The 13,683-nt window shown below is 75.5% G+C and carries 12 protein-coding genes; 3 read left to right on the top strand and 9 right to left on the bottom strand.

Annotation, left to right across the window (positions count from 1 at the left end):
* Positions 1-476: 476 nt before the first annotated feature.
* Both BM339_RS24580 and BM339_RS48875 read right to left on the bottom strand, forming a co-directional pair.
* Entirely contained in the window at positions 477-1,775 is a 1,299-nt protein-coding gene (locus BM339_RS24580) for a hypothetical protein (RefSeq protein ID WP_075022351.1), read from the bottom strand.
* Positions 1,776-1,778: 3 nt separating this feature from the next.
* On the bottom strand, positions 1,779-2,210 hold the full coding sequence (locus BM339_RS48875; RefSeq protein WP_075022350.1) for a cupredoxin domain-containing protein: 432 nt from the start codon (positions 2,208-2,210) through the stop codon (positions 1,779-1,781).
* A 134-nt stretch (positions 2,211-2,344) separates the two neighbouring features.
* On the opposite strand from BM339_RS48875, the gene BM339_RS24570 reads away from it, so the two are divergent.
* Genes BM339_RS24570 through BM339_RS24565 form a run of 3 tightly spaced genes read left to right on the top strand, consistent with a single transcriptional unit; the run spans position 2,345 to position 5,168 of the window.
* Positions 2,345-4,198, top strand: a complete 1,854-nt coding sequence (locus tag BM339_RS24570) for a hypothetical protein (protein WP_256255441.1) — start codon at positions 2,345-2,347, stop codon at positions 4,196-4,198.
* Positions 4,195-4,365 carry a hypothetical protein gene (locus BM339_RS50060; RefSeq protein WP_177287769.1) on the top strand — a complete coding sequence of 57 codons (171 nt, stop codon included), beginning with the start codon at positions 4,195-4,197 and terminating at the stop codon, positions 4,363-4,365. The genes BM339_RS24570 and BM339_RS50060 overlap by 4 nt, the downstream gene beginning before the upstream one ends.
* Positions 4,366-4,376: 11 nt before the next feature.
* A complete protein-coding gene (locus tag BM339_RS24565) occupies positions 4,377-5,168 on the top strand; it encodes an SDR family NAD(P)-dependent oxidoreductase (RefSeq protein ID WP_021600185.1) in 792 nt (263 codons plus the stop codon).
* Here the strand turns inward: BM339_RS24565 and BM339_RS24560 are convergent.
* The 7 genes from BM339_RS24560 to BM339_RS24530 form a co-directional block, all read right to left on the bottom strand.
* On the bottom strand, positions 5,165-5,665 hold the full coding sequence (locus BM339_RS24560) for a TIGR00725 family protein (RefSeq protein ID WP_024936232.1): 501 nt from the start codon (positions 5,663-5,665) through the stop codon (positions 5,165-5,167). The two genes, BM339_RS24565 and BM339_RS24560, sit on opposite strands and share 4 nt — an antisense overlap.
* A gap of 6 nt (positions 5,666-5,671) precedes the next feature.
* On the bottom strand, positions 5,672-5,971 hold the full coding sequence (locus tag BM339_RS24555) for a 4a-hydroxytetrahydrobiopterin dehydratase (RefSeq protein WP_021599133.1): 300 nt from the start codon (positions 5,969-5,971) through the stop codon (positions 5,672-5,674).
* 61 nt (positions 5,972-6,032) lie between these two features.
* Positions 6,033-8,045, bottom strand: a complete 2,013-nt coding sequence (locus BM339_RS52345; protein WP_075022348.1) for an ArnT family glycosyltransferase — start codon at positions 8,043-8,045, stop codon at positions 6,033-6,035.
* Positions 8,046-8,060: 15 nt separating this feature from the next.
* A complete protein-coding gene (locus BM339_RS24545; RefSeq protein WP_083597874.1) occupies positions 8,061-10,097 on the bottom strand; it encodes a glycosyltransferase family 39 protein in 2,037 nt (678 codons plus the stop codon).
* The gene (locus tag BM339_RS24540; protein WP_075022347.1) at positions 10,094-11,386 is read right to left on the bottom strand and encodes a bifunctional glycosyltransferase family 2/GtrA family protein; all 1,293 of its coding nucleotides are present in this window, start codon (positions 11,384-11,386) and stop codon (positions 10,094-10,096) included. Before BM339_RS24540 ends, BM339_RS24545 begins: the two co-directional genes overlap by 4 nt.
* A 79-nt stretch (positions 11,387-11,465) precedes the next feature.
* Positions 11,466-12,932: a sensor histidine kinase gene (locus BM339_RS24535; protein WP_256255440.1), complete on the bottom strand. Its 1,467-nt coding sequence runs from the start codon at positions 12,930-12,932 to the stop codon at positions 11,466-11,468.
* Positions 12,929-13,663 carry a response regulator transcription factor gene (locus tag BM339_RS24530; protein ID WP_075022346.1) on the bottom strand — a complete coding sequence of 245 codons (735 nt, stop codon included), beginning with the start codon at positions 13,661-13,663 and terminating at the stop codon, positions 12,929-12,931. The genes BM339_RS24535 and BM339_RS24530 overlap by 4 nt, the downstream gene beginning before the upstream one ends.
* Between the last annotated feature and the right edge of the window lie 20 nt (positions 13,664-13,683).

Below are 13,683 nucleotides of genomic sequence, written 5' to 3'. Positions count from 1 at the left end.
GCCTGCTCGACGGGCAGGCGGCACACTGCGAGCTGCGCCCGCCCAAGCCCGGCGAGGACGCCGAGGATGAGGAGAAGGACGAGGAAGACGAGTCGCCCGCCGATCCGGTGACGTTCGAGCCGCCCGCGGGGACTCGGGCGGCTCGGCGCGAGGCGTTCGCGCGGGCCCATCCGACCCTGTACGCCTCCCGGCACGTGGCGATCGCGACAGGGCAGGTGCTGTTCCCGCTGCTCGGGCTGGGCGCGCTGGTCAAGGTGCTGCTGGACTGGGTCCCGTGGCCCGACGTCCGGTTCCCCGACCTCGATCCGCCGTCGATCCCGTGGCCGGACATCCCCTGGCCCGACGCTCCGTGGCCCGACCTGCCGGACGTGTCCGTTCCGCCGTGGGTGGGCGCGATCCTGGCGGCGGCGAAGTACGCGGTGCCGATCCTCGTCGCGGTGGGCGTCGCGGCCAAGGAGGTGGAGCGCCGCAAGCGGTCAGCCGCTCAGCAGGGCGAACAGCCCGGCGCAGGTGAGCGTGACCATGACGGCGGCGATCGGGAGCTGCCCGCGCGCGGTCGCGCCGGGGCCGCGCAGGGCGAGGTCGTGCGCGGCGATCGTCCCGGCGATGTGCCCGAGGACGATGGCGTTGACCTGGACCTGCGCGGTCAGGGTGGGGCCGGCGAGGTCGTGGTCGACGCGGTTGCCGGTGGAGCCGAGGAGGTTCAGGCCCGTCCCGAACGGGTCGCTGGCAAGGATGAACGTGGTCTGCCCTTCGAGGACGAGGAAGGAGAAGTAGTGCGCGACGGTGTAGCCGAGCGCGATGGGGAGCAGGGTCGCGGCGAACCGTCCGGGGAGGGCGGCCGGGTCCTGGCCGGTCAGCCGGGCGCTGAGCCGCAGCGCCGCGACGTACAGGCCGGTGACGGCGGCGATCGCGGCGGCGAGTCCTAGCGTTCCGGCGGGGACGCTGGAGGGGTCGACGGTGTCGCGCCAGTAGGTGGTGCGCGTGATGCCGTCGAACCCGGTGGAGCCGATCAGCACGCACGCCGTCGCGGTGAGGCCGGGCTCGGCGGCGCCGTTCATGAGCCCGGTGAGCGGCGTGCGCAGGACGAGCGTCCCGTCGCCGCGCCGCCCGACCGGGCAGAGCCGGGCGAGCAGGCTGGAGTAGGCCTCGAACCCGTCCCCGCGGGCGAACCAGTCGCGGCCGAACCACCAGGCCAGCGCCAGATTGACGGACGCGTAGGCGACGACGAGGGTCCCGACGACGCGCGGGTCGGAGCGGTGCGGGGCCACCAGCTCCAGCCATACGAACCCGGCGAGCCACACCGCCGCGGGCCAGTACCCGAGCCGGGCCGGGAGCGCGCGGCGCCCCGACGGCGGGGTCCGGGTGAGGCGGCACAGGGCGGCGTGCAGCGTCCGCAGCGGGTTGACGCGCCGCCAGACGGGGCCGAGCAGGACGCTGGCGGGCACGAGACCGACCCAGAACGTCACGAACAGCGCCCAGGGCGCGAGGTTCGCGGCCTCCGAGGGCGGTCCGGCGAACGCGACCGTGACGACGAAGGCGGCCGCGGCGAGCGCGATAGCACGGCCGGAGACGGTGAGAGCCGGCGCGTCCAACGCACGGGCGAGGGCGGCGGGCAGCGGGCGCCCGGCCGCCGGGTGAAGGCGGGGACGTCTCCACGCCGCCGTGAGCGCCAGGAACGAGGCGGCCACGGCGGCGCCGCCGCCCACGATGGCGGCGACGGCGTCCAGGGGCAGGTCGGTCCGGCCGCCGAGCCCGTGGGCGAGGACGTGCACGGGTCACCCGACCTGCAGTTCGAAGACGCGGGCCCCGGAATGGTGCAGCTCGGCTTCGAACACCCCCGGGGTGACGGCGGTGAACCGCAGGGTGGCGGGGCGCCCGGCCGGGAGCTCCAGCTCGCGGTCGTAGCCGTGCAGGTGGAACTCGTCGGCGGTGTCGCTGGTGACGGTGATCTCGACGGTGGCGCCGCGCGGCACCTTCACCCGGCGGTGCGCGGTGCGCACCTTCCCGCCGGTCACCGTGGCGCTGATGCGGATCGCGGACGGCGCGGACGCCGACGGACCACCGCCCGGCCCGGTGGCCGGGGCGCTGGACGATCCGGTGCTGGACGATCTGGACGGCGCGGGCTCCCCGCAGCCGGCGGCCGTCGCCAGTGCCGCCGCGGCCACGACCGCCCCCGCGATCGACCTCGCCCGCGTCCGCAGCCTCATCGTGCCCCTTCCGTCCCGGTGTCCCACACCACACATTGTGACACTAGACAATGACACATTGGAAAGTGACATACTCCATGCGGGGGTGTTCGCCCCCGTTCTGTCCGGGTTCGCTCGGCGAGGGAGGAGCGGTGTTGGATCACCTCACGGGCATGGAGGCGGCGTTCGCGGTGCCTTTCGCCGCGGGGGCGCCCGCCAAACCCGCGGGCGGTGCGGCACTCGACCAGATCCTCATCGCCTCCGGCGGCGCCACCGTCCTGACCGCGGTGCTGCTGGTGCTCGGCTGGGGCCACCGCACCGGCCGGGTCACGCTCCTGGCGCGCCTGGCGGAGGCGGCCGCGCGGGGTCCGGGCCGCGGCACGCCCGGCTGGGCGGCGCTGCCGACCCCGGTCGCCATGGTGTCCCTGCTCACCGCGCTGCTCGGAATGTACTGGGACATCTCCCTGCACATCTCCCACGGCCGGGACGAGGGGCCCCTCGCCAACATCGCCCACTACCCGATCCTGATCGGGCTGTTCGGCATCTTCACCGCCGGCGTGCTGGCCGTGGTGCTGCCGAAGGGCGAGCGTCCGGGCGCCGCGTCCGTGCGGATCACCCGGGACTGGCACGCCCCGGCGGGCGGCGTGCTCCTGGCCGGCGCCGGCTTCTACGCGCTGCTCGGCTTCCCGCTCGACGACGTGTGGCACCGCATCTTCGGCCAGGACGTGACGCTGTGGGGCCCGACGCACCTGATGCTGATCGGCGGGGCCGGGCTGTCGCTGGTCGCGATGATGATCCTGGAGCGGGAGGGCCGCCGCGCCGGCGCGGACCTGGAGCAGCCGTCCGGCTGGGTGCGGTACGTGCGGCGCTGCATGCACGGGGGCGGCCTGCTGATCGGGCTGTCGGTGTTCCAGGCCGAGTACGACTTCGGGGTGCCGCAGTTCCGGCTCGTCCACCAGCCGCTGCTCATCGCGCTGGCGGCCGGCTGCGCGCTGGTCGCGGTGCGGCTGTGGGCGGGACGCGGCGGCGCGGTGTTCGCCGTCGCGTTCTACATGCTGGTGCGCGGCGGGGTCTCGGTCCTGGTCGGCGGGGCGATCGGGGAGCTGTGGGCGGCGGTGCCGCTGTACTTCGCCGAGGCGCTGTGCGTGGAGGCGGCGGCGCTGCTGCTGGCGCGGCGCCCGCTGGCCCTGGGCGCGGTGTCGGGCGTGCTGATCGGCACCGCCGGGTTCGGCGGCGAGTACGCCTTCTCCCAGATCGCGTTCCGGCTGCCATGGACGCCCGACATCCTCGCCGAGGGCATGGCCATGGCCGTCGTGGGCGGCGTCGCGGGCGGGCTGTGCGGGGCGCTGCTGGCCGAGGGCCTGGAAGGTCGGACGCCGCGTCCGGCGGTGGCGCGCGGGATCCTGGCGGGGGCGATCCTGGCGGTGGCCGCGGCGGTGGCGAACGGGCTGATCATCTCCGTCCCGCCCGACCGGACCGCCACGGTCACGCTCACCGATGTGCGGGGCGACGCCGCGCACCGCACGGCCGGGGCGCGTATCGAGTTCGCGCCCGCGGACGCGATCGACGGCCCGGCCTGGGTCACCGTCACCGGCTGGCAGGGGCAGGGCCTGCACGTCGCCCACCTGGTGAAGGAACGCGACGGCGTCTACCGGACGAGCGGTCCGATGCCGCTGCACGGCGACTGGAAGACGCTGATCCGCGTCCACGACGGCCGGACGCTGGCCGGCGTCCCCGTCTACATGCCCGAGGACCCGGCGATCGGCGCGCGGGAACTGCCCGCCCCGCAGCGCTTCACCCGGGACCTGCAGGGCGAGCGGACCGTCCTGCAAAGGGAGCTCAAGACCGACGTGCCCGGCTGGCTGTGGGCGGCCTGCTCGGCGGTCGTGCTGCTGTGCACGCTGGGTCTGGTGCTGTCGCTCGGCTGGGGCGTGTCGCGGATCGCGCGGCGGCTCCCCGAGCCGGCCGCCCCCGCCGCGTCCGGAGAGCGTGCGAAGGCGGGCGCATGACGGTCGCGGAAGGGACGCTGGCGTCCCATCCGATCATCACCGCGGTGCCGTTCTTCGTGCCGACGTTCATCGTCGTCGCGGTGATCGTGTTCGTGGTGTGGCGGGACCGCCGCCGCGGCGACGACCCACCGCCGGGGCCACCGCCGGACGATCCCGGCGCTGCGTAGACTCTGCGATCATGAGCGATCGGCCGTCCACCGCCTCGTACTTGTCGGAGCTGTTCTCGCTGGAGGGCAGGGTCGCGGTGGTGACGGGCGGCACCTCCGGGATCGGCCGGGCCATCGCCGAGGCCCTGGCGCGGGCGGGCGCGTCCGTCGTGGTCGTCGCGCGGCGGGAGGCCGAGCTGGCCGCGACCGTCCAGGACCTGGAGGCCTACGGCTGCCGCGCCGCGTCCGTCAGCGCGGACCTCGGGTCACGGGACGCGGTCGCGCGGGCGGCCGAGGACGCCGCCGCGGCGTTCGGCGAGCCGGACATCCTGGTCAACGCGGCCGGGATCAACCTGCGCCCGCCGATGGACGAGCTCGGCACCGACGTGTGGGACGCCACGATGGCGGTGAACCTGGACGCGCCGTTCCTGCTCGGCCAGCGGTTCGGCCCCGGCATGGCCGAGCGCGGGTTCGGGCGGCTCATCCACATCGCCTCGCAGCAGGCGTTCCGGGCGTCGGTCACCAGCGGCGCCTACGGGGTCTCCAAGTCGGGCCTGGTCGCGCTGGCCCGGTCGCAGGCCGAGGCGTGGTCGAGCCGCGGCGTCACCGCCAACACCCTCGTGCCGGGGTTCGTCATGACGCCGCTCAACGCCCGCCTGTCGTCTGATCCGGCGATGGTGAGCGCGCTCGCCGAGCGGACGATGGTCGGCCGCAACGGGATGGCCGATGACTTCGCCGGCGCCGCGGTGTTCCTGGCGTCACCGTCGGCGGCCTACGTCACCGGCCAGTCGATCTTCGTGGACGGCGGCTTCTCCGCCCACTAGCCCGCGTCCGCGCCCCGGGCCGTCCGGCCGAACAGGCCGGTGGCCTCGACGGCGGCGGCCGGGTCGGCGGCGTGCACGATGCCGCCCGCGGGCCGCCCGTCCTCGTCGTGGACGCGCCATCCGCCGAGCTGCACCACGGGGATCCGGCCGGCGCGCATGGCCAGGGCGATCTCCGACAGCGTCCCCCACGATCCGCCGACGGCGATGAGCGCGTCGGCGGCGTTGACGATGACGTTGTTGCGGGCCTGGCCGAGGCCGGTGGGGACCGCGACGGTCAGGTCCGGCCCGGCGGCGGCGCGGTCGGCGGCGGGCAGCACGCCGACCACCGTCCCGCCGGCGGTGCGGGCGCCGGCGGCCACGGCGGCCATCACGCCGCCGTGGCCGCCGCAGACGACCACGGCCCCGTGCTCGGCGAGGATCCGGCCGGTCTCGTAGGCGTGGTCCCATTCCCGTTCGGTGCACTCGCCCGGCCCGCACACCGCCACCTGGACGGCCACGGCGCGCTACTCCGCGCCGTGCCGGGCCGCGATCTCGTCGATCGTGGCGGCGAGGTCGAAGTCCTTGCCGGTGAGGCCGCCCGCGCTGTGGGTGGTCAGCGCGAACGTCAGGGTGCGCCAGCGGATGTCGATGTCGGGATGGTGGTCGGCGTCCTCGGCGGCGCGGGCGACGTCGGTGACCACGTCGATCCCGGCCAGGAACGAGGGCGCCTTCACCCGCCGGCGGATCTCGTCGCCGTCCCGGCTCCAGGCGGGCAGGTCGCGCAGGCGGTCGGCGACCGCGGCGTCGTCGAGCGTGTCGGCCATCGGGTCACTCCCTGGTCGTGGGCGCTGATGACCTTCTCCCTTCCCACCGCGGCCCGCCCGGTCACCCGATGCCGGACGACAGGTCGTAAAGGACGGTGCCGTCGACGGTCGTGGCGGGGAAGCCGGCGGCGACCCACTCGCTGATCCTCTGCGCGGCGTCGCTGCCGCTGCCGCCGCCCCTCATGGGGCCGCCGCGCCCTCCGCCCGCGACGAAGTAGTGGATCTTCCCCAGCCGGACGAGGCGCTGGAACTCGGCAAGGGTCGGCGCCGGATCGGTGCCGTTGAAGCCGCCGACCGCCATCACCGGCTCGCCGGTGGCGAGCTGGTGGCCGGCGGCGGTGTTCGACCCGACGGCCGCCGCGACCCAGGTGTAGGAGGCCGCACCTGCCTTGAGCGCGGACACCACCGCGGCACTCGGGGTCCCGGCGTCCAGGAGCCCGCCCGGACCGCCCCCGGCCGGCCGTCCTGCATTGGGGCCGCCGCCCCGGGGGCCACCGGGCATCCCCGCGCCCGGGCCGAAGCCCTGGGGCGGCCTGCCGGCCGGACCGCGAAATCCGCCGCCCGGACCGCGGCGACCCGGTCCGAAGCCGCCGGACGTCGCCGGGCCGGCGGTCACGATGGCGCCGGTGTGCGGCGTCCGGACCGTCTCGGCCGCGTACGCGGCGGGCCCGGCAAGGCAGGACAGGACCGCGAGGATGACGACCCCGCCGAGGAGCCGCCCGGGAAGCAGCCGCACGGCGGCGAGTCCGGCTGCCGCGATGAGCCCGGCGGCGGCGACCACGGGCGCGAACCAGGGGTGCCAGTCCGGGGAGCGTCCGAGCAGCACGTAGGCCCACACGGCCGTGACCGCGACGGTCGCCGACAGGATCGCGGCGGCCTCGGGCGTGCGGCGCCGTTCCCACAGCAGCGCGGCGCCCATGCCGGTGAGCGCGGCGATCGCGGGCGCCAGCGCGACCGTGTAGTACTCGTGGAAGATCCCCTGCATCCAGCTGAAGACCGCGGCGGTGAGCAGCAGCCACCCGCCCCACAGCGCCAGCGCGGCACGGGCCGGGTCGGTGCGCGGCGCGCGCCGGGTCGCCCACAGCCCCGCGACCAGCAGGACGAGCGCGGCGGGCAGCAGCCAGGAGATCTGGCCGCCGATCACGGTGCCGAACATGCGGCCCCACCCGGCGTCCTGGTTCAGGTTGCCGAGGCCGCCGGTCTCGTCGCCGTTGAGGCGTCCGAGACCGTTGTAGCCGAGCGCCAGCTCCAGCACGGAGTCGTGCTGCGACCCGCCGACATGGGGACGGGACGAGGCCGGCACCAGTGCGACGACCGCGACCCACCACCCGGCCGACACCAGCAGCGCGCCTCCGGCGGCGATCAGCTGCCACAGCCGCCGCCGGACGGGCGCGGGCGCGGTCACCAGGTACACCAGCGCGAACACCGGGACGACCAGGAACGCCTGCATCATCTTCGCCAGGAACCCCGTCCCCACGCAGGCCGCGGCGAGCACCAGCCAGCGGGTGCTCGCTGTCTCCTGTGCCCGGAGCAGCGCATAGGCGCCGAGCGTGAGCAGGAGCACCAGCAGCGCGTCCGGGTTGTTGAAGCGGAACATCAGCGCCGCCACCGGCGTCAGCGCCAGCGCCGCGCCGGCGAGCAGGGCCGCCCAGGCGGGGAACCGGCGCCGGACCGCCGCGTACAGGACGCCCACGGTCGCGACGCCCATGAGCGCCTGCGGGACGAGGATGCTCCAGGAGTTGACGCCGAAGGCGCGCGCCGCCAGCGCCATCGGCCACAGCGCACCGGGCGCCTTGTCGACGGTGATGGCGTTCGCGGCGTCGGACGAGCCGAAGAAGAACGCCTTCCAGCCGGTGGCGCCGGCCTGGACGGCCGCGGAGTAGTACGCGTTGGCCCAGCCGGACGCGCCGAGCCCCCAGACGTACAGGACGCCGGTCACGGTCAGCAGCGCCAGGAGCGCGGGCCGGGCCCAGGCGGGATCGGCGGCGGGGCCTCGCAGCAGCCGGCGCGGGAGGCCGCCCCACCCTCGCGGGGCGCTCGGCGTGGGCGGGGCGTCGTGGATCGTGGAGGTCATGTCGTCTCCCTGCGGTCAGCCGAGCCTGTACAGCTGGGCGCTGGACGACGTGCCGGACGACGTGCCGCCGTACTCGCTCGCGTCGACGAGGGTCCCGTTCCGCTCGACCCAGGCGGTGACATCGGCGTCGCGGCCCTCGGGCCCCATGCGTCCGCCGAGCAGGATGTAGCGGATCTCGCCCTCCTCGACGTACCGCTGGAGCTTGGCGACGGTCATGGCCGGGTCCCTGCCGGTGAAGCCGCCCATCGCGATGACCGGGCGCCCGGTCCGCAGAATCATCGAGGACGCCTCCTGGGCGCTGGAGACCGCGACGAGCCAGCCGGCGCCGCCCTGGTTCCTCTCCAGGTAGGAGATCATCCCCGCGTCCACCTGCCCGCCGGGCCCGCCGCGGAAGCCCCCGGGGCGCTGACCGCGCCCGTCCGAGGGCGGCCCGTTCTGACCGGACGGCTGCCCTGGCGGCCGGAGACCGCCGGGCGCCTGCCCGCCAGGCACGCCGGGAGACCCGCCCCGCCCGGGGCCGCCGGGGCCGCTCCCCGAGGACGGTCCGGCCAGCGGGTTGGTGCCGTTGGTCACGGCCGACGCGGCCGAGACGGCGTAGGCGCCCGGTCCCGCGAGCCCGGCGGCCACCGCGAGAGCGAGCCCGGCGACGGCGGCGCGCGTCCCGGCGCGGCCGCCGAACCGTCCCGCGAGCAGGCCGAGCACCGCCAGGACGGTGGCGGTGGCGACGGCCCATCGCAGCCACGGATGCCAGGACGGTGTGCGGTCCAGCAGCACGAACGCCCACGCGCCGGTGACGGCGACGCCCGCGGGCAGCACCCACGCCCATGCGGCCGACCGCCGGTGCGCCCCGAACAGCAGGACGGCCCCGGCGCCGGTGAGCGCGCCGATCGCGGGAGCCATGGCGGTCGCGTAATAGGGGTGGAAGATGCCCTCAGCGAAGCTGAAGACGACGTAGTGGACGGCGAGCCATCCGCCCCACAGCAGGAGCGCGGCCCGTGCGGTGTCGGTGCGGGGACGGCGCCGCAGCAGGATCAGCCCGGCGGCGAGCGCGAGAACGGCGAACGGGATCAGCCAGGAGATCTGGCCGCCGAGGATGTCGTTGAACAGCCGCCCGGCGCCCGACTGGCCGCCGAACCCGCCACCGCCTCCGCCTCCGGGGCCGCCGCGTCCGCCCGGTCCGCCGTTATCGCCGAAGACGCGGCCGAGCCCGTTGTACCCGATGACCAGGTCCCAGGCGGTGCCGTCGGTGCTGCCGCCGACGTAAGGGCGCGAGCTGGCGGGGACGGCGTCCACGACCAGCATCCACCAGAACGACGACACGGCCAGGACGGCGCCGGCGGCGAGCAGGTGCACGACGCGCCGCACCAGGCCCGGCCGGGCCGCCACCAGATAGGCCAGGCCCAGGGCCGGGACGACGAGGAACGCCTGCAGCATCTTGGTGTTGAAGCCGCAGCCGACGAAGAACGCCGCGAGCAGCAGGAACCGCGGCCGTCCGGTGTCGATGGCCCGCCCGCAGGCCCACGCGGCGGCCACCATCAGCAGGACCAGCAGCGTGTCGGGATTGTTGTCGCGGTTGATCGCGACGGTGATCGGGGTGAGGGCGAGCACGGCCGCGGCGATGACCGCGGCGGCGTGCCCGAAGGCGCGCCGCACCGTGGCGTACAGGACGGCGACGGCGGCGACGCCCTCGGCGACCTGCGGAAGCAGCAGGCTCCACGTGGAGAATCCGAGGACCCGCGCGGACAGGCCCATCACCCACAGGGCCATGGGCGGCTTGTCGACGGTGATGAAGGAGCCGGCGTCCAGGGCACCGAAGAAGAACGCCTTCCAGCTCTGGGTGCCGCTCTTGACCGCGGCCGAGTAGTAGGAGTTGGCGTATCCCGCCTTCGACAGCCCCCAGGTGTACAGCACGCACGCGGCGGCGAGGATGATCCAGAGCGCGGGCCTGGCCCAGCGCGGGTCGCCGTCGCGACCGAGGAGCACGCGCCGGACGCGGTCTCCCCGCGCGGCGGACCGTGCCGCGGAGCCGGGCGGCGCCATCGTCGAGGTCATCGGAGGGTCCCTCCGGTCTCCTCGGCCGCCGGGACCGGGTCCCCGCCGGCGGGGCGCCCGCCGAGGCGGCGCGGGTGGAAGATCCAGGCGCGCATCAGCAGGAACCGCACCAGGGTCGCGGCGGCGTTGGCGGTGACGAGCGCGGCGACCTCCACGGCCCGGGACGCGCCGGGCGCCGCGGCGTGCAGCACGGCCAGGCCGCCGGTGCTGAGGGCCAGGCCGAGCAGGAACGCCAGCCCCCCTTCGAGCTGCTGCCGGAACGCCCGGCGGGTGCCGGTGACGCCGAAGGTGAAGCGCCGGTTGGCGGCGGTGTTCCCGATCGTGGTGATCACCAGGGAGAGCGCGTTCGCCGCCAGCGGCCCCATGACCAGGCGCAGCAGGACGAACAGCACTAGCTGCGCCAGGGTGCTGAGAACGCCGATGACGGCGAAGGCGGGCAGCTGCCGGGCCATCCCGTCCGGGAGCGCGGCGGCGGGGCCGGGCCGCCCGCCGACGGGGGCGCGGAACGCGCCGGTGAGCATGCGGCGGGCGACGCGCGCCATGCCGCGCAGGTCGTCGCGGGCGGTGCGCAGGACGTCCACGCGGCTGTCGGGGTCGTCGACCCAGTCGACGGGGACCTCGTGGATGCGCAGCCCGTTGCGTTCGGCGAGCAGCAACAGCTCGGTGTCGAAGAACCATTCCTCGTCCTCGACCGAGGGCAGCAGCGCCTGGACGATCTCGGTCCGGGCGGCCTTGAAGCCGCACTGCGCGTCGGTGAAGCGGGCGGCGAGCGCGGTGCGCAGGAGCAGGTTGTAGCAGCGGGAGATGACCTCGCGGCGGGGGCCGCGCACGACTGCCGAGCCGCGGGTGAGGCGGGAGCCGATGGCCAGGTCGCTGTGCCCGGAGATGAGCGGCGCGACGAGCGGCAGGAACGCGTCCAGGTCGGTGGACAGGTCGGCGTCCATGTAGGCGACGACGTCGGCGTCGCTGGTCCCCCACACGTGCCGCAGCGCCCGGCCGCGTCCCTTGGCCTCCAGCCGGACGGCCTGGACGCGGGGGTGCAGCGCCGCCAGCTCCTCGGCGATCCGCCAGGTGGCGTCGGTGCTGGCGTTGTCGGCGACGGTGATGCGGAACGGGTAGGGGAACGTGCCGGCCAGGTAGGCGTGCAGGCGCTCCACGCTCGCGGCGATGACGCGCTCCTCGTTGTGGACGGGGACCACCACCTCGACGAGCCGTCCCCGTCCCCCGTGGCCGTGCGGGGGCGGAGGCGGCGCGGCGGGCGTGCCCCGTTCGGTGGCAAGGTGACTCATGTGACCGAGGTTCGGCGGCGGGCGTGGGAGGGCCGTGAGCCGTCCATTAACGCCGCATGAGAAAGGCGCCGGGCGGCCGTCAGTCGGCGGGGGCGGAGGTTCCGGGCAGCCGGACGCGGGCCAGGACGCCGCCGCCGGGGGCGGGTTCCAGGGCGACGCGGCCGCCGCACTCGGCGACGACCCGCGCGACGATGGACAGCCCGAGCCCGGACCCGGGCAGGCTGCGCGCGGACGGGGACCGCCAGAACCGCTCGAACACATGCGGGAGGTCCTCGGCGGGGATGCCGGGGCCGTGGTCGCGGACGGTCAGCTCACCGGACTTGAGCCGGACGGCGACGGTCCCCCCGGGCGGGCTGAACTTGACGGCGTTGTCCAGCAGGTTGACGATGGCGCGTTCCAGGGACGCCGGGTCGCCGAGCACGTGCCACGGTTCGGTGTCGGCCTCGATGTCGAGGCCGGGGCCGCGGAGCCGGGCGCGGTCGACCGCGCGGGCCACGACGTCGTGGAGCGCGACAGATTCGTGCACGGGCTCGGCATCGGCGGGGCGGGCGAGTTCGAGCAGGTCCCCCACCAGGCTGGACAGCTCCCGCATCTGCGCCTTGACGCTGACGAGCAGGTTGCGGCGGGCGGCCCGCGGCAGGTCGCGGCCGGTCGCCTCCGAGCGCAGCAGCAGATCGATGTTGGTGCGCAGGCTGGTCAGCGGGGTCCGCAGCTCGTGCCCGGCGTCGGCGATGAGCTGCTGCTGCCGCCCCCGGGACGCGGCGAGCGCGGCGGTCATGCTGTTGAAGGAGCGGCTGAGCCGCGCGATCTCGTCGGTGCCCTCCTCCGGGATGCGGGTGCCGAGGTCCTCGGTGCGGGCGATGTGCTCGACGGCGCCGGTCAGCTCGTCCACCGGACGCAGCGCCGCTCGGGCGATCATGAGGCCGGCCCCGGCGGACGCCAGGACGCCGAGGGCGGTGACCGCGGTCAGCAGCAGCGCGAGGTTGCCCAGGGGACCGTCGACCTCGTCCAGGGAGATCGCGTAGGACACGGCCGCGGGGGTGCCGTCGCGGGTCAGGAAGGAGCGGGTGAGGATGCGGACGTCGTCCTCGGCGCCGGCGGCGGTGACGCCGCTCCCGTCGTGGTAGACGTACTCGCGCTCGCCGCGGGCGACCTCGGCGTCCTCGGCGGTGACCGCCAGGGCGCCCGCGCCGGGTACCGTGCAGCGCCGCCCCTCGGCGTCGACCAGCTGGAGGATCTCGAACGGGCCCGGCGGCAGCGTCTGCCCGGGGCTGCCGGTCGGGCCGGAGGCGCAGACGCCGAGGGCGGCCTCGGCCTGCACCCCGCGGGGCAGCCGCGGCTCGCGGAACGGCCCGGCCCGCTCGCCGGGCGGGCCGCCGGACACGGCGCCGAGGCGGCGGTCGAGCTCGCGGTACAGCTGGTTGCGGGTCAGGAGCCACCCGGCGGTGGCGCAGGCGGCCACGGCCAGCGCGACCGCGGCGGCGGTCAGCAGCGCCATCCGGGCGCGCAGCGTCAGCCGCCGCGTGACCGGCGCCCGGGTGGTCACGGGGACGCCGCCGTCCGCAGCACGTACCCGACGCCGCGGACGGTGTGCACGAGCCGCGGCAGCCCACCCGCCTCGGTCTTGCGCCGCAGGTACATCACGTAGACGTCCAGAGAGTTGGAGGCGGGCTCGAAGTCGAAGCCCCAGACGGTCTCCAGAATCTGCTCGCGGGTGAGGACCTGGCGGGGGTGGGCGAGGAACATCTCCAGCAGCATGTACTCGGTGCGGGTCAGCTCGACCGGCCTGCCGGCGCGGGTGACCTCGCGGGTGAGGGTGTCCATGCGCAGGTCGTCGAAGGCGAGGACGTCCTCGCCTTCGCCGTCGCCGGCGGCGGCCGTGTTCATGGCGGCGCGGCGCAGCAGGGCGCGGACGCGGGCGAGCAGCTCGTCCAGCTCGAACGGCTTGGCGAGGTAGTCGTCGGCGCCGGCGTCCAGGCCGGTGACGCGGTCGCCGACCATGTCGCGGGCGGTCAGCATGAGCACGGGCATGGTGGCGCCGAGGGAGCGCAGCCGCCGGCAGGTGGTCAGGCCGTCCATCCGCGGCATGAGGACGTCCAGGACGACCAGGTCGGGGGCCTCCTTCTCGACCTGGTCGAGCGCCATGACGCCGTCGGCGGCGCCGGCGACCCGGTATCCCTCGAACTCCAGGCTGCTGGACAGTGACTCGCGCACCGCGGGCTCGTCGTCGACCACCAGGATCCGCGCAGGCCGCGCCCCCCGCATGCCAAGCTCCATGTACTCACGGTAAGCACCCC

It is taken from the genome of Actinomadura madurae, from assembly GCF_900115095.1.
Lineage (GTDB): Bacteria > Actinomycetota > Actinomycetes > Streptosporangiales > Streptosporangiaceae > Spirillospora > Spirillospora madurae.
Note: the sequence above shows the minus strand (reverse complement) of the source record. Positions and strands in the feature narration are given on the sequence as shown.

Coding starts and splice junctions, on each gene's coding strand:
- BM339_RS24565 (WP_021600185.1), top strand. CDS start 4,377: ATGAGCGATCGGCCGTCCACCGCCTCGTACTTGTCGGAGCTGTTCTCG.
- BM339_RS24540 (WP_075022347.1), bottom strand. CDS start 11,386: ATGAGTCACCTTGCCACCGAACGGGGCACGCCCGCCGCGCCGCCTCCG.
- BM339_RS48875 (WP_075022350.1), bottom strand. CDS start 2,210: ATGAGGCTGCGGACGCGGGCGAGGTCGATCGCGGGGGCGGTCGTGGCC.
- BM339_RS52345 (WP_075022348.1), bottom strand. CDS start 8,045: ATGACCTCCACGATCCACGACGCCCCGCCCACGCCGAGCGCCCCGCGA.
- BM339_RS24530 (WP_075022346.1), bottom strand. CDS start 13,663: ATGGAGCTTGGCATGCGGGGGGCGCGGCCTGCGCGGATCCTGGTGGTC.
- BM339_RS24555 (WP_021599133.1), bottom strand. CDS start 5,971: ATGGCCGACACGCTCGACGACGCCGCGGTCGCCGACCGCCTGCGCGAC.
- BM339_RS50060 (WP_177287769.1), top strand. CDS start 4,195: ATGACGGTCGCGGAAGGGACGCTGGCGTCCCATCCGATCATCACCGCG.
- BM339_RS24545 (WP_083597874.1), bottom strand. CDS start 10,097: ATGACCTCGACGATGGCGCCGCCCGGCTCCGCGGCACGGTCCGCCGCG.